The sequence below is a fragment of the Aedoeadaptatus ivorii genome (assembly GCF_030815095.1).
GTDB lineage: Bacteria > Bacillota > Clostridia > Tissierellales > Peptoniphilaceae > Aedoeadaptatus > Aedoeadaptatus ivorii.
Genome location: NZ_JAUSWF010000001.1, coordinates 198,213 through 216,569, shown reverse-complemented (window position 1 = coordinate 216,569; position 18,357 = coordinate 198,213). Strand labels below are relative to the sequence as shown.

Annotated in this window: 18 protein-coding genes; 1 reads left to right on the top strand and 17 read right to left on the bottom strand. The window is 52.9% G+C overall.

The features are described 5' to 3' along the window. Genes rlmN through QO008_RS01075 form a run of 10 tightly spaced genes read right to left on the bottom strand, consistent with a single transcriptional unit; the run spans position 1 to position 9,711 of the window. Positions 1–1,026 (bottom strand): 23S rRNA (adenine(2503)-C(2))-methyltransferase RlmN, encoded by a 1,026-nt coding sequence (gene rlmN, locus QO008_RS01120; protein ID WP_126465375.1) that lies wholly within the window; start codon positions 1,024–1,026, stop codon positions 1–3. 2 nt (positions 1,027–1,028) lie between these two features. Beyond that, the gene (rsmB, locus tag QO008_RS01115; RefSeq protein ID WP_126465374.1) at positions 1,029–2,282 is read right to left on the bottom strand and encodes a 16S rRNA (cytosine(967)-C(5))-methyltransferase RsmB; all 1,254 of its coding nucleotides are present in this window, start codon (positions 2,280–2,282) and stop codon (positions 1,029–1,031) included. Beyond that, positions 2,282–2,968 (bottom strand): zinc metallopeptidase, encoded by a 687-nt coding sequence (locus QO008_RS01110; RefSeq protein WP_307383553.1) that lies wholly within the window; start codon positions 2,966–2,968, stop codon positions 2,282–2,284. Before QO008_RS01110 ends, rsmB begins: the two co-directional genes overlap by 1 nt. Then, complete coding sequence (gene fmt / locus QO008_RS01105; protein ID WP_307383551.1) at positions 2,968–3,882, bottom strand: methionyl-tRNA formyltransferase; 915 nt, start codon at positions 3,880–3,882, stop codon at positions 2,968–2,970. The genes QO008_RS01110 and fmt overlap by 1 nt, the downstream gene beginning before the upstream one ends. Then, entirely contained in the window at positions 3,882–4,370 is a 489-nt protein-coding gene (gene def / locus QO008_RS01100; RefSeq protein WP_307383548.1) for a peptide deformylase, read from the bottom strand. The genes fmt and def overlap by 1 nt, the downstream gene beginning before the upstream one ends. A gap of 20 nt (positions 4,371–4,390) precedes the next feature. Beyond that, positions 4,391–6,700: a replication restart helicase PriA gene (gene priA / locus QO008_RS01095; RefSeq protein WP_307383546.1), complete on the bottom strand. Its 2,310-nt coding sequence runs from the start codon at positions 6,698–6,700 to the stop codon at positions 4,391–4,393. 42 nt (positions 6,701–6,742) lie between these two features. Next, positions 6,743–7,942, bottom strand: a complete 1,200-nt coding sequence (gene coaBC / locus QO008_RS01090) for a bifunctional phosphopantothenoylcysteine decarboxylase/phosphopantothenate--cysteine ligase CoaBC (protein ID WP_307383544.1) — start codon at positions 7,940–7,942, stop codon at positions 6,743–6,745. Beyond that, on the bottom strand, positions 7,929–8,213 hold the full coding sequence (rpoZ, locus tag QO008_RS01085; protein ID WP_126465368.1) for a DNA-directed RNA polymerase subunit omega: 285 nt from the start codon (positions 8,211–8,213) through the stop codon (positions 7,929–7,931). Before rpoZ ends, coaBC begins: the two co-directional genes overlap by 14 nt. Continuing rightward, positions 8,210–8,827: a guanylate kinase gene (gene gmk / locus QO008_RS01080; RefSeq protein ID WP_126465367.1), complete on the bottom strand. Its 618-nt coding sequence runs from the start codon at positions 8,825–8,827 to the stop codon at positions 8,210–8,212. Before gmk ends, rpoZ begins: the two co-directional genes overlap by 4 nt. Positions 8,828–8,847: 20 nt before the next feature. Then, positions 8,848–9,711 carry a YicC/YloC family endoribonuclease gene (locus QO008_RS01075; protein WP_164715210.1) on the bottom strand — a complete coding sequence of 288 codons (864 nt, stop codon included), beginning with the start codon at positions 9,709–9,711 and terminating at the stop codon, positions 8,848–8,850. Positions 9,712–9,785: 74 nt separating this feature from the next. On the opposite strand from QO008_RS01075, the gene QO008_RS01070 reads away from it, so the two are divergent. Continuing rightward, entirely contained in the window at positions 9,786–11,549 is a 1,764-nt protein-coding gene (locus QO008_RS01070; protein WP_307383539.1) for an Rqc2 family fibronectin-binding protein, read from the top strand. 86 nt (positions 11,550–11,635) lie between these two features. Here the strand turns inward: QO008_RS01070 and QO008_RS01065 are convergent, their stop codons facing one another. The 7 genes from QO008_RS01065 to QO008_RS01035 form a co-directional block, all read right to left on the bottom strand. After that, the gene (locus tag QO008_RS01065; RefSeq protein ID WP_126465364.1) at positions 11,636–11,965 is read right to left on the bottom strand and encodes a YerC/YecD family TrpR-related protein; all 330 of its coding nucleotides are present in this window, start codon (positions 11,963–11,965) and stop codon (positions 11,636–11,638) included. Between the two features lie 9 nt (positions 11,966–11,974). Then, a complete protein-coding gene (locus QO008_RS01060) occupies positions 11,975–13,642 on the bottom strand; it encodes a formate--tetrahydrofolate ligase (protein WP_307383756.1) in 1,668 nt (555 codons plus the stop codon). Between the two features lies 1 nt (position 13,643). Then, complete coding sequence (purE, locus tag QO008_RS01055) at positions 13,644–14,162, bottom strand: 5-(carboxyamino)imidazole ribonucleotide mutase (RefSeq protein WP_269471184.1); 519 nt, start codon at positions 14,160–14,162, stop codon at positions 13,644–13,646. 85 nt (positions 14,163–14,247) lie between these two features. Next, positions 14,248–15,705 (bottom strand): IMP dehydrogenase, encoded by a 1,458-nt coding sequence (gene guaB, locus QO008_RS01050; protein WP_307383534.1) that lies wholly within the window; start codon positions 15,703–15,705, stop codon positions 14,248–14,250. Between the two features lie 70 nt (positions 15,706–15,775). Continuing rightward, positions 15,776–16,975 carry a CdaR family protein gene (locus QO008_RS01045; RefSeq protein ID WP_307383532.1) on the bottom strand — a complete coding sequence of 400 codons (1,200 nt, stop codon included), beginning with the start codon at positions 16,973–16,975 and terminating at the stop codon, positions 15,776–15,778. Positions 16,976–16,977: 2 nt separating this feature from the next. Further along, on the bottom strand, positions 16,978–17,769 hold the full coding sequence (gene cdaA / locus QO008_RS01040) for a diadenylate cyclase CdaA (protein WP_126465360.1): 792 nt from the start codon (positions 17,767–17,769) through the stop codon (positions 16,978–16,980). Further along, positions 17,753–18,325, bottom strand: coding sequence for a DUF5317 family protein (locus QO008_RS01035; protein ID WP_126465359.1), 573 nt, complete (start codon positions 18,323–18,325; stop codon positions 17,753–17,755). The genes cdaA and QO008_RS01035 overlap by 17 nt, the downstream gene beginning before the upstream one ends. Positions 18,326–18,357: the final 32 nt, after the last annotated feature.

The following is an 18,357-nucleotide window of genomic DNA, read 5'->3' as shown; positions in this document are numbered from 1 at the left end:
TCACCTTGTCTCTTCGGCCTCGCATCCGGCTTTCAGTTGTCCGCAACTCGCCTGAATATCACTGCCTAATTCTCTTCGTATTGTACACGATAAGCCTTTTTGCGACAACTCCCTTTGAAACCGGAGGATCTCCTCGCGCGCCGGTCGACTTTCGTCATAATGGTCCGTGGGATTCAAAGGAATCAAATTGATATGTGCCGGCAGGCCCCGAAGGAGCGACTGCATCTCGCGAATATTGCGTTCGCCGTCATTTTTTCCCCGAATCAATGTATATTCAAAGGTGATACGCTGCCCCGTTCGATCGGCGTACCGACGCAGTGCGCGCATCAGTTCTTCCAGGGGGTACCGCGCGGCGATCGGCATAATCTTTTTCCGCGCCGATTGATCGGTCTCGTGCAAACTCACGGCGAGATTGACGGGAATATCTTCTTCGGCCAATCGATCGATTCCCTCCACGACGCCGGAGGTGGATATGGTCATATTGCGATAACTCATATTCTTCCCCTTCGGATCGTGCAGAAGGCGCAAAAATCGGAGGACGTGATCGTAATTGTCGAGGGGTTCGCCGCTTCCCATCAGAATAACATTGGAAATCGAAATTCCCTCCCGCGCTTCTACCGCATACACCTGATCGAGCATTTCATAGGGCCGTAGATTGCGGATCAGGCCGCCGCGGGTGGAAACACAAAAGCGACAACCCATCTTGCAGCCGACTTGAGAGGATACGCAGAGGCTATAGCCGTGATGATAGCGCATCAACACCCCCTCTACGATCTCGCCGTCGTGCAGTCGATACAAATACTTCTTCGTCTCATCGAGTTTGGAAGCCAATCGCTTCACGATGCGCACCGCATAGGGCGCATCGCCCAATTTCTTTGCCAGGCGATCGGGGATATTACTCATCTCTTCAAGCGCTTTTCGCTTTCCGTGGTGCCCTTCAAAGAGCTGCACCCCGCGAAAGGGTTTCTCTCCCGCTTCCGCCATACATTCTTTTAACTCTTCGGGATACATCTCTGTCCAGTGCATATTCATTCCTTTCTGACGATACAGGCCATCGAAAAACCGTCCGTATGCCGCTTATGGGGCCAGAATCGCTCTCCGCCGCCCTTGAGCGTACACTCGGGATGATCCGATAAGAAGGATTGCAGCACCCCTTCATTTTCTTCTAAGGTAACCGTGCAAGTACTATACACGAGTTCGCCGCCGCGAGAAAGTGCGCCATAGGCATTTTCAAGCATTTTTCGCTGTACCCTTGCCAAATCTTTAAGATCTTCCGTGCGAACGCGCCACTTGATCTCGGGTTTTCGACGAATCAGGCCGAATCCGGAACAGGGCGCGTCCAAAAGAATGCGGTCGTAGCTTGTATCCCTCACGGGTTTTAAGGCGTTATTGACTTGTGTGTGCACATTTTGAATCTGTAGGCGCTCTATATTTTCATTCATAATCGCAAGACGCGCAGGCGATACGTCAAATGCGTCTACCGAAGCGAAGATTTCCGCCATTTGAAAGCTCTTTCCGCCGGGGGCGGCACAGAGATCCAATGCGCGGGCGTCGCGATCGGGCGTAAACAGCTCCACCACGTGCATCGATGCCGCATCTTGCACATAGAAGGCGCCGCTTCGAAAAGCGTCGCCGGAAAAAAGTCCCCAGGGATCGGCGATATCGAGGGCGATATCCGATGCCGGAGACGGCTTGGAAGAATATCCCACCGCTTCCAGCATATGGGCCAGTGTATCTCGGTCGATTCCCACCGGGCGCACGGTAAGCGGCGCCGGCTTGGAAAGCGCGCGGAAAAATGCTTCCGTCTCTTCTTTTAGGATCGGCTGAAAATGGCGCACCCATTCCTCGGGAAAACTATATTGAATCGAAAGGCGACGCACGGGATCCTTCTCTACGATGCGAAATGCCTTCTCTTTTTCTCGTAAAATCGCGCGTAGCACGCCGTTTACCAAACCGGCGGCGCCGACATTGGCGATTTTTTTCGCCGATCGCACCGCTTCGTCGACGGCGGCATGGGCCGGCACGCGGTCCAGAAAGCGAATTTGATAGAGGCCGATCTGCAGAATATAGCGGATCATGGTCTCGAGGCGCTTGTGATTTCGCACATAACGATTGACGATAGAATCGAGATAGCTACGGTGTCGTACACAGCCGTATACAATCTGCTCCATCAATCTGGCGTCCTTTGGCGAAAGGCCGTCGAATTGCAACGCATCTTTGATGTAGATGCCGTCGTAGATCTTTTCCAGTGCAAAGGCCGCCCGCAATCTTGGGCCCGCCATCAGTCATTTCTCCTTCCCAAAGAAAGTAGGCGCAGCAAGGTGCCCGCCGCCGTGAGTAGGCTCGCGACATAGGTGAGCGCCGCGGCGGATAGGATCTTTTCGACGCCGACCATCTCCGACGCATCCAGCACGCCGTCTCGCAAGAGGACTTTGGCGCGATGGCTCGCGTCGTATTCCACCGGCAAGGTGAGCAGCTGAAAGAGCACCGTAATCGCAAAAAGTGCGATCCCAAGTCTTAGAAGGGGCCCGTAAAACATCAGGCCGATAAATATCAAAAAGTACGACAGATTGGAACCCAATCCCGCCAAGGGCACCAATGCGTTTCGAAAGCGGAGCGGACCATAGGATTCTTCGTGCTGGATGGCATGTCCCACTTCGTGGGCGGCGATCCCCAAAGCGGCGATCGAAGTCGAATCGTATACGCCTTCGCTGAGCCGCAGGGTCATGGCGGACGGATCGTAGTGGTCGGTGAGATTTCCGCGGATCCGCTCGATTTTCACATCGTACATGCCATATTTTTTCAGAATGCGCTCCGCAAGGCTACGCCCCGTCAATTGGTGGCGATTGTAGACCTTGGAATAGTGTTCGAAATTTTCGCGAATCTTTCCCTGGGCATACATGGCGAGCAAAAGGCCCGGCAGGATATATAGCCAATACTTCATGTCCCAATAGTAAAGTCCCATCATCAGATTTCCCCCTCCTCGGGCAAAGAGACACCGGCGAGAAACGACACGATGTCCATGCGTTTTTTACCCGGACGCTGAATTTCCTTTACGAGTAGAGACCCTTCGCGCGTTCCCAGACGCAGAAACTTTTTGCCCGCCCTAAAGATACCCGGGGCCAGATTCTCACTCTGCACTTCTGCGGCAAATATCTTAATCCGCTCGCCGCGAAATTCGAGATATGCACCGGGCATCGGAGAAAATGCCCGCACCTTGCGCTCGATCTCCTCGGCGCTCTCCCAATACACGTCGATCTGTGTCACGCAATCGTCGATTTTTTCGGCATAGGTCGCCTTTTCGTGTTCCTGCTCGCAAAACGTTACCGGCCCCTTACGAACTGCCTCGACGAAATCCGTCAACAGTTCGGCACCGAGCGACGCCAGTTCGTCGTGAATGTCGCCGAAGTCCTTCCCGTCGACGGGGGTCTTTCGCATCTCCCAAACAGGCCCGGAATCCAATCCCTCCTCGATCTGCATCAGGCTGACGCCCGTCTCGGCGTCCCCTTCGAGGATCGCCCACTGCATCGGTGCCGCGCCGCGGAATCGGGGGAGCAAGGAACTGTGAATATTCACGGTATATTTTTTGGGAATCTCCAAAAGTTCCGCGTGTAGAATCTGTCCGTACGCCACCACGACGAAGAGATCGGCATCTTGTCTTCGTAATACGTCCAATGCCGCCTCGTCGTTACTGTTTTTCGGCTGGAATACCGGTATCCCCAATTTTCCCGCTTCTACCTTGACGGGCGTAGGACGCACTTTTTTACCGCGGCCGGTCTGTTTGTCTTCTCGGGTCACGACCATCACAACATCGGAAACCGCATGTAAGGCGCGAAGCGCCGGCACGGAAAACTCCGGCGTCCCGAAGAATACACTGCGCATTACTTCGCCTCGGCTTTCTTCTCTTCCTTGGGCTCCAGTACGTACATTTCTTCGGCGCGATCGGTAAACAAGATGCCCTCCAGATGGTCCATCTCGTGTTGCACGATCCGCGCAAGAAAGGCGTCCGCCTCGAGGGTGCGCGCTTCGCCCCGGGCGTCTTTATAGGAAACGACGATATGGGTCGCCCGCTCTACCTCGCCCGCTCGTTCGGGAACGCTCAGACAGGCTTCGATGCCCGATTCCGCGCCCGATTTTTCGACGATTTCGGGATTGATTAAGACCAGCTTATGGCCTTCGTAATCGTCGATCACAAGTAGGCGCTTTAATTTTCCGATCTGTACTGCGGCCAGTCCTACCCCTTCGGTGGCATACATGGTCTCGTACATATCTTCGATCAATGTGTGGAGCGCATCGTCAAATTGCTCGACAGCGCGGGATTTTTTGCGAAGGATGGGATCTCCGTCCGTTCGAATTTGTAATTTCGCCATAGATTTCCTTTCTGTATTTTTCAGCCGTCTATGGATATGCCGACGGCGATATTTTTCTCTGCTATATTTCTATAATAATGATTTAATACCCGTTTTAAAGCCTGCATATAGACCCGGTAGTCCTCGGGATAGATCTTTGCCGTAACGGTAAAGTGTTCGCGATTTTTGATCCGCGGCTGCTCCACCGGATCCAATACGATCGCATCCAAATGGTTGTGGCGTCCGATCGCCTCGAGGGTCCGCTTCCAATTCTCGCCATACGGCCGCAGATCTCCTTTGCCGCGTATATGGATGCGGAGCAAATGGACATAGGGCGGATAGCCGTACTGTTTGCGCGCTTGCATCTCCCGGTGGAAGAAGCGCTCGTACGCCCGATCTTTCGAAAAGACGATGCTGTAATTGTCCGGATTATAGGTCTGTATGACGACTTTTCCCGCCGCCTGTCCCCTCCCGGCACGGCCCGACACCTGCGTCAAGAGCTGAAAGGTCTTTTCCTGCGCCCGATAATCGGAAATATACAAAGAGAGATCCGCCGCTACGACGCCGACAAAGACCACGTCGGGAAAGTCGAATCCCTTGGCGAGCATCTGCGTACCCACCAGGATATCGACTTCCTTGTCTTGCATCTTCTTGTAGACCGCGGCGTAGTTTCCCTTTTGCGCCATTGTGTCCTTGTCCATGCGCAAAACGCGCGCCTTCGGAAATTTTTTGCGTATCCACTCCGATACGTGCTCCGTGCCGATCCCGAATTGTTTAAGGTAGGGGCTGCCGCATTCCGGGCAGGTCTTGGGTAAGATTTTGGTCAGGCCACAGTAATGACAGTGCAGCCGATCGGTATTTTTGTGATAGACCATGGCAATGTCGCAAGCGTCGCATTCCAATACGTAACCGCAGCTCCTGCAACTTACAAAATGGCTATACCCTCGGCGGTTGATAAAAAGAATCGCCTGTTTTTTGCGCTGAAGGGCATCCGCAATGCCCACCATCATTTCGCCGGAGAGGATCTCCACATTGCCGCGCATCAATTCTTCCCGCATATCCACCACGCGAATCGGCGCCCGCGCCGTCGAACCGGTGGCCGTCTGTACCAAGCGATGCACGGTAAGGTCTTTGTCCTTTCGCGCATAGGTCTTCACCGAAGGGGTGGCGGAGCCGTAGATCACCTTAGCATGGTCGATGCGGGCGCGAATCTCCGCCACTTCCCGCACGTCGTACCGGAGCCCCTCTTGATAGTCGTAGCTCTCTTCCTGTTCTTCGTCGATACAAATATACGAAAGATGGTTTGTCGGCGCAAAGATTGCCGAACGCGCGCCCACGACGATGGTACCCGGACGCTCGCGGATGCGCAGCCAAGCCGCCGCCTTCTCTCCGGCGCTTAAGCCCGAGTGGAGCACCTCCACCTTTCCCGGAAAGCGCGCCCGAAATCGGTGTACCGTCTGGGTGGCGAGTCCGATTTCCGGCACGATGACGATCGCGTCTTTGCCGTCCTTTATCGCCTCCTGACAGAGGCGCATATACACCTCGGTCTTACCGCTTCCCGTCTCGCCGAACAATAGATGGTTTTGGCCGTGCGCCGATCGAATGGCGTCGATCGCCCGGGCCTGCTCTTCGCGGAGCACCGGTCCTTCTTCGGGGAGAGGCAGCGGAGCATTCTCCTCTTTCACCAATCCCTTTTCTTGCAATGACGTAAGGGGACTGTCGGAAAATCCCGTCTTTTCGCGGACCACCTTTTTACTAAGGGGCCCTTCGGCCAGTAAGAGTTCGTAGACACAGCGCTGTTTTTCCGGCAGATCGCCTGCTTCTGTGCGCACCGCCGCGAATACGCGCCGCTTTCTTTTTTGAACGGCACCGGTGGAGACAAATCGGGGTTTTACCGTCCCCCGGCGAATACCGGCATCGATTGCCGCCGTCTCCTTTTCGTTTAAATCCTCTAGGAATATCGCGTCTTTTTCCCCGAAAAGGGACGCGAGCGCCTCGTCTTCCTCGGCGAGATACAGAGCCTCTTTTATGGTGCCGCTCACGTATTTCGGCAAGAGGGGCTGAAAAGACTGCACATAAGAAGTCAAAAATACTTCCCGCATGCGACGCCCCAACTCTATGGCGTGACGGGAGAGAATCGACCGGTGATCCGGCACGGAAATCACCGCCTTTAAATCTTCCCCCGTCCCTTCTTCAGCCGTCAGAACCACCGCCACCTCGCGTCGATTCCCCCGTCCAAATGGCACCACCACGCGTTTACCGATCGGATCGCTTCCGCCCTGTTCCCAGCGATAGCTATACAGCTGATCGATTTGGGGCAGCGATTTTTCTATATACACATGCACAATCATACGAGCCAAACACTCCAAACAATGCAAAAAAGCTAGATCCCTCTAGCTTTCCAGTTCCTGTTCCACTTTATTCAGTATAATCTCTGCCAACGCGCTCTTGTCCATAATCGGAAGCGATTCGGCCTTTCCGTCGGAGAAAAATATTTCTACCCGATTCGTATCAGCGCGGAAACCGGCATCCTTTTCGGTGATGTTATTGGCGACGATAAAGTTGAAATTCTTTTCCTTCAATTTCTTTTCGGCGTAGGTGCGCATATTGTGGCTTTCCGCGGCGAATCCCACGATCACCCGATCGCCTTTAATGGCGCCGAAATGCTTGGCGATGTCAGGATTGGGACGTAAGGCGATGGCCATTTCTCCGCTCTCCCGCTTTTTGATCTTCTCTTCGGTATAGTGCGCCGGCTTAAAATCCGATGGAGCCGCGGCTTTGATCAACACGCGCGTGCGCGAAAATAGCGACTCGACGGCGCGAAACATTTCTTCGGTGGATTCGACCGGGATAAAGTCGACGCCCACAGGCGCCTCAAGCCGCGACGGTCCGCTGATCAAATGGACCTTTGCACCGCGGTCGGCCGCCGCCTTCGCCAGGGCGTAGCCCATCTTTCCGGAACTGTGGTTGGAGACGAAGCGCACCGGGTCGATCCTCTCTAAAGTCGGACCCGCCGTGATGGTGATCTCTACGTCCTGTAATGTTTTTTTTGTAAGGGCGCGGTCAATATAGCTGAGGATCTCTTTCGGCTCTGCCATCTTTCCCTCTCCCACGTCTTGACAGGCCAACAGGCCCGATCCGGTGGGCAGGATTTCTACGCCGCTTCGCGCACTTAAAATGGCAAGCGACTTCTGCGTCGCTTCTGCACGCAGCATACCCGTATTCATCGCGGGGGCCAACAGAATCGGAGAGCGGGCCGCAAGCGCTACGGTACTCAGCATATTGTCCGCGATCCCGTATGCGAGCTTCGCCATGGTGTTGGCAGTGGCCGGTGCGATAACGATGCAATCGGCCCATTTCGCCAAAGAGATATGTTCCACATTCATATTGGAAAGCTGATTGAACATCTCCACATGGACCACATTGTTGCTCATAGTTTGAAAGGTCAGCGGGGTCACAAAATGTGTCGCGGCTTCGGTCATAACGACCTGAACCTCCGCGCCCGCTTTTTTAAGACGGCTTGCCAAATCTACCGACTTATACGCACTGATCCCCCCGCACACGCCGAGGAGAATGCGTTTATTCTGCAGCAAGTTCCTCCTCCTCTTCACTTTTTTCTGCTTCGAGCGCCTCGCGGCGAATCCGCTTTTCTTCGAGAATTTCTTCGTATCGTTCCTTCGTCGTAAAATCGACGGCGCCTTCCGCCACTTCCTGCATGGCGATGGATACGGGGTTTTCCAGTTCCGTATCGATCAAAGCGTCCTCTCCCGCGACGATTTCTCTGGCGCGCTTGGAGACCAAACTCGCCAAAGCGTATCGACTGGTCGTAATCTTGGAAATCTCTCCAAAAGATAGAATATTCATCGTATCGCCCTCCTCTCTACCATATCTTCTTTAATATTTTCATACCGTTTTACCCGCAGCTTCTCGGCCGCGATAATATTTTCGATATCCGAAACGGCCCTGTCCACCTCGTCGTTGACGACGAAAAAGTCGTATTCGCCGACGAAATCCAGTTCCTTAAATGCGTTGGCAAATCTCGTCTCTATGTCCTGTTCGCTTTCGGTGCCGCGTCCGATAATGCGCTGTTTTAATTCATCCATGGTCGGCGGCAGCAGGAAAATAAATACGGCTTCGTGGTATTTTTTCTTGATCTGCAAAGCGCCTTGTACGTCGATTTCTAAGAGCACGATCTCGCCTTTTTCGATTTCATCAAACACGAATTCCTTCGGCGTTCCGTAATAGTTGGTATGCACATGGGCGTATTCCAACAATTCGTCGTTTTCCACCATCTGTTCAAATTCTTCGGTGGTCTTAAAAAAATAGTTCTCTCCGTCGACTTCCGAAGGCCTCGGCTTTCTCGTCGTAACCGAGGTCGAAAACTTGACTTCGTCATTTTGTTTCATCAGCGCTTCGCTAACCGTTCCCTTTCCGCTTCCGGAAGGGCCCGATAAAACCAATAAAAAACCTTTAGACACGTAACACCAGCCTTTTTCCTCTACTCTATATTGGCGATCTGTTCTCTCATATCTTCGATCAAAGATTTGACTTCGACGATGTCGTGGAGGACGGCCACGCTTTTGGACTTGGAACTGATCGTGTTCGCCTCTCTGTGCATCTCCTGAAGAAGAAAGTCCAGCTTTCTTCCCACCGGACCGTTACCATTCATTATATCATCAAACTGATCGATATGAGAGTATAGACGTGTGATTTCTTCTTCGACAGACATCTTATCGTACAAGAGCGCAAGTTCCGTAGAAAAACGCGCGGGATCGGCCTCGAATTCGCGCATAAACGCCCGCACGCGCTCTTCGAACGCCACCCGGCGAATCTCTTTTTCCGCTTCGGACTCGCGCTCCATCTCCTCGACGATGCCCTTTAGCCTTCCGAGATCGGCCTTTATTTCGCGAAAGACATTCGCCCCTTCCGCTCGCCGCATCGAAACCAGATCCGCGATCGCCAGCGCCGCCGCTTCCTCGAATTCTTTTTCTAAAAACGTATCGGACGCGTCGAATTCCGTCTGTACGACGCCGGGCTTATCGAGGATCCAGTACACGTCGACATCGTCCCCTTCTTTCGTGGCACCGGTCTTGTGCAAGAGATTTCGATAGGCTTCAAACGCCCCTTCGTCGAATGTCAATGCATCGCCGGCTACTCTCTCACAGCGGTATTGCACTTCCACATGGCCGCGCTTGATATGGCGCCGAAGGATGTTTTTCATATCGGCTTCCGCCTCGGGGATCTCCCCCAGCCCCCGAATTCGAATGTCCAAACCCTTGTGGTTTACGGATTTTATAGAAACCCGAACGGAACCGCGATCGCCATGTACCTCCGCCGTTCCGAAGCCCGTCATACTGTTCATAAAAGCCTCCTCTATGGTATTATACATAAAAGAACGGGGAGGCGACAATCGCTCCTCGAAGGAGGTTATGCAGTTTGAGTTATGACGGTATTATGACCGCAGCCGTTTCCGAAGAATTAAATACGCGATTTTCCGGCGGCAAGATCGATAAAATATACCAACCCGAGAAAGACGTATTGCTTTTTAATTTGCGGGCGGGAAAAGACCGCGGGAGCTTGTTGCTTTCCGCAGCGGCCAACAATCCTTGTGCCTACATCACAAAAAAGAAATTCAAAAATCCCCAAACGCCGCCTGCTTTTTGTATGCTTCTGCGCAAGCATTTGGAATCTTCGACCATCCTATCGATTACACAAATCGAGATGGACCGTATATTGGCTATCAAGGTCCGCGGCATCGACGAACTCTTCGATCCGGTAGAAAAAACTCTTATGATCGAGATGATGGGCCGCCACTCCAATATCATTCTATTGAATGAAAATGGTGATGTGATCGATGCCATAAAACGCATCGGCATCCATATCAGCCGGGTGCGACAAGTTCTGCCCGGAGAACCCTATTCCCTCGAAAATATTATCGACAGGGACAATCCCCTCACAGAAGATGCGATGGGTTTTGCCGAAAAATGGGCGCGAGAAGAGGCGATGTCTGCCAAAAACTTCTTGATCCGCAACTATCTCGGCATCTCGCCCTTAATCGCAAGAGAAATCTGCTATCGCGCGGGGACTTCCGAAAAGGTGCCCGTAAAAAATGTAGACCCCGATGCATTCAAACGTGCATTTTTCAGCGTCGTATCCGAAGTCAAATCAAAAGATTTTAGTCCCCAAAGCGTCTCCGACGGCACTAAGGTCCTCGCGTACAGTGTCGTAAACCTTACCCAGTATCCCGAAGAGAGAAAGACCTTCTACGAAAGCCCCTCGGAACTTTTGGATACGACGTTTACCGATCGCGTCGAAGAAGACCGCGTGCGACAAAAAAGTCAGAATCTAAACCGACAGATCAAGAATCATTTGGAACGGGCGCTCCACAAGCAGGAAAAGATGGAATTCGAGCTTCGAGACGCCAAAGACCGGAAAAAGTATAAGGTCTATGCCGACGTGCTCTCATCTAATGCCTGGCAAGTGGAACGGGGGCTGCAGGAAGTCGAACTGGAAAACTTTTACGACAATATGGCGCCCCTTCGCATTCCTCTGGACCCGACCAAAGACGCTATCCAAAATGCCGCCCGCTACTATAAGCGTTATGCCAAATTAAAACACGCCGAGGCGGCATTGACCGCGCGAATCGAAAGAAATCGCAGCACCATTCGCTATCTGGATTCTATGCTTTACAACTTAGAAGATGCGGAAAATGTAGAAGAAGTCGACGGCATTCAGGAGGAGTTCCGCGAAGACTTTTTGAAGAAGAAGTACAAGGGCCACCGCGACAAGAAGAAAAAGGCCGCCAAACAGCCCGGCTACCTGCGCTTTCGCACCAGCGACGGAAAAGATGTCTATGTGGGCCGAAACAATCGACAAAATCAGGAGCTTACGCTTAAATTCGCCGCCAAAAGCGATTTATGGTTCCACGTCAAATCGGGCCCGGGCAGCCACGTGATTCTAAGGGATCCGGGAGAGAACCCATCCCCCGAGGCAATCGCCGAATGTGCGCTGCTCGCCGCCTATTATAGCCGCAGTCGCCATTCCGCCAATGTAGAGGTGGATTATACGCGCCGCGCCCATATCCGCCGGCATCCGTCGAATCAACCGGGATTGGTGCTGTATACGGACTTTTCTTCGGTGCGGGTTACGCCGAACAAAAAATCCGTAGAAGCGCTTCGAATGCCTGCATCCGATGCATAAACCGTTTCCAGCATACAAAGACCCCCGCTACCGAAGTAAGTTCGGCGACGAGGGTCTTTTTATTTGGATATTGGCAAGCAATCGGACTATTTGTCTTCCGATTCGCCTTTTTTCTTGTCGTTTAGGTAGCCCAAACGCTTTAGGATCAAATTATATCCGTCCGCACCGTAATGTAGGGCGCGGTTGATGCGGCTGATGGTGGCGGTAGATGCGCCGGTCTCTTGCTCGATTTTTTGGTAGGTATGGTCTTGGACCAATAGCTTGACCACTTCAAGCCGTTGAGAAATGGCTTTGAGTTCTTTTACCGTACAAATATCCTCGAAGAAACGATAGCACTCCTCTTTATTTTTCAGGGCTAAAATGGCTTCAAACAATTCGTCCATATTTTTGTCTTCGATTTTTGAAGAATAACGCATACAACCTCCTTATGACAGACCGGTGATATTCCCCTCACCGTCGATATGCATGTGATTCGCTGCAGGTACCTTGGGCAGACCCGGCATGGTCATAACCGCGCCGGTCAAGGCGACGATAAAATCGGCCCCGTTGGAAATGCGAATCTCGCGAATATGAATCGTAAACCCTTTCGGCGCGCCCAATTGGGCGGGGTCGTCGGTAAACGACGCCGGCGTCTTTGCCATGCAGATGGGCAAGTCTTTTCTGCCCAGCGCCTCGATCCGTTCGATCATTTTCCGCGCTTCCTGCGAATATACGACCTCTGCGGCTCCGTAGATTTCCTTCGAAATCGTCTCGATTTTGCTTTCGATAGAGCCGAATCGATCGTATAACGGCGTGTACGCCGAAGGCGCGTCGCATAGCGCCACAACTTTTTCTGCCAGATCCATAGCACCGGCCGAGCCGTTTTCAAATACTTCCGACAGTGATACTTCTATACCCAATTCTTCTATGCTTTCACGCAATAAAGCGATTTCCGCCTCCGTATCCGTCGGGAATCGATTTACGGCGACGATGACCGGAATGCCGAACTTCTTCATATTGTCGATATGTCTCTTGAGATTGGGAAATCCCCTTCGCAGCGCATCGAGGTTTTCTGTCCCTAAATCCTTCGCGGGGACATCGCCATTGTATTTCAGCGCGCGAACGGTGGCGACCAAGACCACGCAGTCGGGGTCGAATTCGCCCATGGGGGCCGCGATATCCAAGAATTTTTCGGCACCCAAATCCGCCCCGAATCCCGATTCTGTCACCGTGTATTCCGCGAGGCGAAGGGCGGTGTCGGTGGCGATAATAGAGTTGCAACCGTGTGCGATATTGGCAAAGGGACCGCCGTGGATGATCGCCGGCGTATTTTCGATGGTCTGCACCAGGTTGGGAAGGAGGGCGTCTTTCATCAACATGGTGACCGCTCCCTCTACCTCCAGATCCTTTACATAGACCGGTCGATCGTCGAAGCTATAGGCGACGATCATGCGGCCCACGCGCTCTTCGAAGTCCTTCAAATCGCGAGAGAGGCATAGGATCGCCATAATTTCCGATGCGACGGTGATGTCGAAGCCGTCTTCGCGCATCACGCCGTTTTTCTTCGGTCCCATGGCGACGATCACTTGGCGCAGTGCCCGGTCGTTCATATCGAGTACCCGCTTAAATGTGATATTTTTCGGATCGATCCCCAGGGCATTTCCCTGATGGATGTGGTTGTCGATGGCCGCGCTGATCAGATTGTTGGCGCTCGTGATGGCGTGAAAATCCCCGGTAAAATGGAGATTGATGTCTTCCATGGGGAGCACCTGCGCATATCCGCCGCCGGCGGCGCCGCCCTTAATACCGAAAACCGGTCCGAGGCTCGGCTCTCTCAGCGTACAAATCGCGGATTTTCCCAGCTTTTCGAGGGCCATAGAAAGACCGATATTCGTCGTCGTCTTCCCTTCCCCCGCCGGCGTCGGGTTGATCGCCGTCACGAGGATCAATTTTCCCTTTTTACGGTCCTTCAATTTCCGAAGATACGCGCGCTCGATTTTGGCCATATACCGGCCGTATGGCTTGATATCGTCCCCGGTCATGCCGAGGCGATCGGCAACTTCTTCGATTCTTCGAAGATGCGCTTCTTTTGCAATCTCTACGTCGGATTTCATTTTATCCACGCAGGTCCTCCTTTAATTTGCGGTTCATTTCGTCGACGTCCGCATGTAGCTTTTCTTTGTAGCGGAGCAATCGTTCGGTCATAGCGGGATCGCCCACCGAAAGAATTTGTGCAGCCAAAATGCCGGCATTCTTGCCCCCTTGGATCGCAACCGAAGCCACGGGCACGCCCGAAGGCATTTGCACGGTAGACAAGAGGGAATCGATGCCGCCGCCGATGGAGGTCTTGACCGGCACCCCGATCACCGGCTTGGTGGTATGCGATGCGATTACGCCGCCCAGGTGCGCGGCCTTTCCGGCGATGGAAATAAACACTTCCGCGCCCTTTTCTTCCGCGTCTTTTACATAATTTACCACTTCGTGCGGCGTTCTGTGTGCGCTGTAGACCACGACATCGTATTCGATTTCGAATTCCTTCAGCAATTCGATCACGTCGAATGCCACTTCCTTGTCACTATAACTGCCCATTACGATGGAAACTCTCATTTTGTCCTCCTTTTTTCTCTTTAACATGGTATCAATCTCGTATTTACAAGTCAATACGATAAAGAATGTCGCCGCGGCAAAAAAAGAAATCCGACCGAAGTCGGACTTCTGCTTAATATTGGCTGCTGATATAGTTGGGGCTTTCGCGGGTGATGGTGATATTGTGGGGATGATTTTCCTGCAAGGTCGCCGGGGTAATCTTGATAAATTGAGAATTGTCCTTCAATTCCTGAATATTCTTTGCGCCCACATATCCCATACCGGATTTTAGGCCGCCGATCAGTTGATAGACGACTTCGCCGACTTTTCCCTTATAGGGAACGCGGCCCTCTACGCCTTCCGGCACATATTTTTTGGTCTCGGATTGGAAATAGCGGTCGCTGGATCCGCTGCTCATGGCGCCGAGGGATCCCATACCGCGATAGGTCTTATAGCGACGACCTTCGACATAGATCTCTTCGCCGGGACTTTCTTCGGTGCCTGCAAAAAGAGAGCCCATCATAACCACATCGGAGCCGGCGGCAATGGCTTTGGTGACATCGCCCGAGAATTTGATCCCGCCGTCGCCGATAATGGGGATATTGCGCTCGCGACCCGCTTCGGAGCAGTTTAAGATCGCCGTAACTTGAGGCACGCCGATCCCGGTTACCACGCGGGTGGTACAGATCGATCCCGGCCCGATGCCCACCTTTACGCAATCCGCACCGGCGTCGATCAAATCGATAGTTCCGCGATAGGTGGCGACATTGCCCGCGACGAGTTGGAGGTCGGGGAAAGATTTTTTAATATTTCGAATGGTTTCCAATACGCCCTTGGATTGGCCATGCGCCGTGTCGATGACGAACAGGTCCGCACCGGCGGCGCGAAGGATTTCTACCCGCTCGTAGACGTCTTGGGTAACGCCGATGGCGGCCCCGACCAAAAGACGCCCGCCTTCGTCCCTCGCGGAATTGGGATATTGGATCGCCTTTTCGATGTCCTTAATCGTGATCAGACCCTTGAGATAGTGATCGTCGTCGATTAAGGGCAATTTTTCGATTTTGTATTTTTTCATAACTTGCAGGGCTTCGTCCATAGTGATGCCCTCGCGACCGGTGATGAGATTTTCACTCGTCATGACATCGGCGATCTTTTGCCCCAAATCGTCTTCAAACCGAATGTCCCGATTGGTAATGATCCCTTCCAAAATGCCGTCTTTTGTGACGATGGGCACGCCGCTGATGCGGTAATGGCGCATCAGATCCGTCGCATCTTTGACGGGGTGGTCTTTGGAGAGGGAGAAGGGATCGGTGATGACGCCGTGTTCGCTACGCTTTACGCGATCGACTTCCTTCGCCTGGGCTTCCTTGGACATATTTTTATGAATAATCCCTATTCCGCCTTCTCGCGCCATGGCGATCGCCATTTGGGATTCGGTAACCGTGTCCATTCCCGCACTCATAATCGGAATGTTCAGGTGAATTTTTTCCGTGATCTGGGTTCCGAGGTCCACCTCATTGGGCAATACTTCGGAATAACCGGGCATCAACAGAACGTCGTCGAAGGTAAGGCCTTCTCCAAAAAATTTCATCAATATCCTCCTCGCGTTAGTTTCGTTCCTCAACGATAGAACTTTATTCTAGCAAACTCCAACCCGCCGATCAAGTGGCGGCAGGTACATGCTTCGGCGTCAGCTTAATCACTTCGACGTCTTTGGGAACTTCGGCGCGAATGCGGCCGTTTTCACCGACGGTAAGAAGAATGTCTTCGTCGCGGATGGCTTCTAGCAAGTTCTTCTCGCCGTAGATTTCCACCTTGATCGTCTCGGGAATGCGGAAGTCGGCGGGCGATATACCGGAATCCTTCTCGCCGGCGATGTCTTTCGTCGAGATATCCAGCGACTTGGTCGCACTCTCCTTTTTCATATAGCGCAGCAAGGTGGTTTCGTCGGGATTTACCAAGCGAACCCCCTCGGGGAGCCGGAGATTTACGGGCATGGTGTATACATTCATCAGCTCTTTGACATCGACCGGTTCGGTAAGAACTGAACCGACATTGTCGATGACATTGCCGTCTCCGGAAATGGTGACGTTCTGCGGCGTAAGAATCGCCCGCTCTTCGGAAAATCCCTCCGCATCCGCATTGGTGTACTGCACTTCGATGGGCACGGTGACCGCCTTGGTAATGATCGCCTGGGAACTAATGCTCTTGGGTTCAAATTCCAGGCCCCGTATGGGGTTCCGGTTTTGGTCCAATGCGACCAAATCCACCGATGCGAGCACCGACTCGGTGGCTCCGTTTAAGGGCACGTACCCGCGAATAAACCGCACCTTATCGAGATAGGTCTTGGGTCCCTTCACCTTGACCTCTTCTTGCCCGGCGGTGATGTTTTCCAGCACATAGCCGTCTTTGGGCTTGCCGGTGGATGTAATTTCGACAGGCATCACCTTCGAGATGATCTCGTCGGCCGCGATGCTGATCGCCTTGGGACTGGACTTTTCTACCGAGACCGTATCGTCGGCGATGCGCAAATGAATGGGCAGGCGTTGGGAACCCGGCGCCACTTCGCCCAAATCCACATAGGCGGAGATATCCCCTTCCTGCAGGTCGACGATGGCACTACGGTTGCCGATCACCTGTACGTCTACGGTAAACTTTTCGTCCTTCAACAGTTCCAGCCCGGCATCTCGCATAATCGACTGATTGCGCAGCTCTACCTCTACGCCGGAAAAATCCTTGGTGATCTTGGGATCTACCTCGGTAATGACGTAGTACCACAATAATATCGCGATGACGACAGAGAGAACTTTGGTCAGCGTATCTCGGTATTTCGTAATGAAATTCAGATATTTTTCGCGCATATCTACTCCTCAACTTCCGTTTTGCTCGGATAATAGATACTGTTCAGCTGCTGCTCTAGATTGGCGATATCCAAATGCCGACTCAAAGTGCCGTGTTCGGCCACCGAGACCGACCCCGTCTCTTCGCTGACGACGATGGCGAAGGCGTCGCTTTTTTCGCTGATGCCGATGGCGGCGCGGTGCCGCGTGCCCAGTTCTTTGCTGAGCCCCTTTTCTTCGGTAAGCGGCAAAAAACAGGCGGCGGATACGATGGTATCCCCTTTAATAATCACCGCTCCGTCGTGCAGCGGCGTATTCGGTATAAAAATATTGATCAACAGCGCCGATGTAAGTTCTCCGTACACGCGCGTACCGGTCTCGACGATTTCGTTCAGCCCGGTTTGCCGTTCAATCACCAAGAGCGCGCCGATCTTCTGCCTGGAAAGGGAAGCCACGGCGCTCACCAACTCGTCGACCGATGAGTGGTCGCGAGTGGTTGTGAACAAAAACCCCTTGCGGATAGAACTGCTTCTTCCGATAAATTCCAATCCGCGGCGCAATTCCGGCTGGAATACGATAAACAGGCCCAGAAATCCCAGCGTCAGCATATTTTTCAGCAGATAATTTATCGTATAGATTTGGAGCACTTCGCTTACTTTTGTGAGGATTAAGAGGACGATAATCCCCTTACTCAACTGCTCCGCGCGCGTGCCCCTGAGAAGCTTGAAGAGCCAATAGACGATAATGGCCACCACGGCGATATCGATAATGTCTTGAATTCGTAAAATCGAAAAGGATTCAGCGATCCATTTCATGGCGATGTTGCCTCCTGAAAATGTAGGTCACGGCCGAGGACACGAGAATAAACAGGCCGATCGCAATGCAGATGTCGCCGATGCTGATCACCCGCGGCGATGTGATCGGCGATGCAAACGGAATGCGGTCGTCTAAGAATGAAAGGCGCGTAGCGCCGTCCGCGAGTGCGTGGGTAAGCACCTTATTCGCCTCCAAAAGGCCCAAGGCGCGCTCGTCGTTCGCAGCGATCAGTGCCGTCCTCTCTACGGGCATATGGCCGTTTAAAAGGATGATCAGCCCGTTTAAGAGAAATCCCGTACCGACGATCTTATAGCCCATATGCTTGCCCCAGAAAAAGCCCGCCGCCATCACAAAAAGGCTCAATGCGTGCAAAAACCCGAAGGTCTCTCGAGTGATTCCCCACCCGGGCAAGACGTACAGAGAAAGCAAAAACAACAGCGCCCCCGCCGCAGCTACGGCGAGATTTCGAAAACCCGGCGGCGACAAGAAGGTCCGATTCCGCCAAGCCAATAGCAATCCGCCTACGACGGCGAGTGTAATTGCTTCAGAAATCATGTTTCACCTATAAAAAAATGCGCTCTCTACAG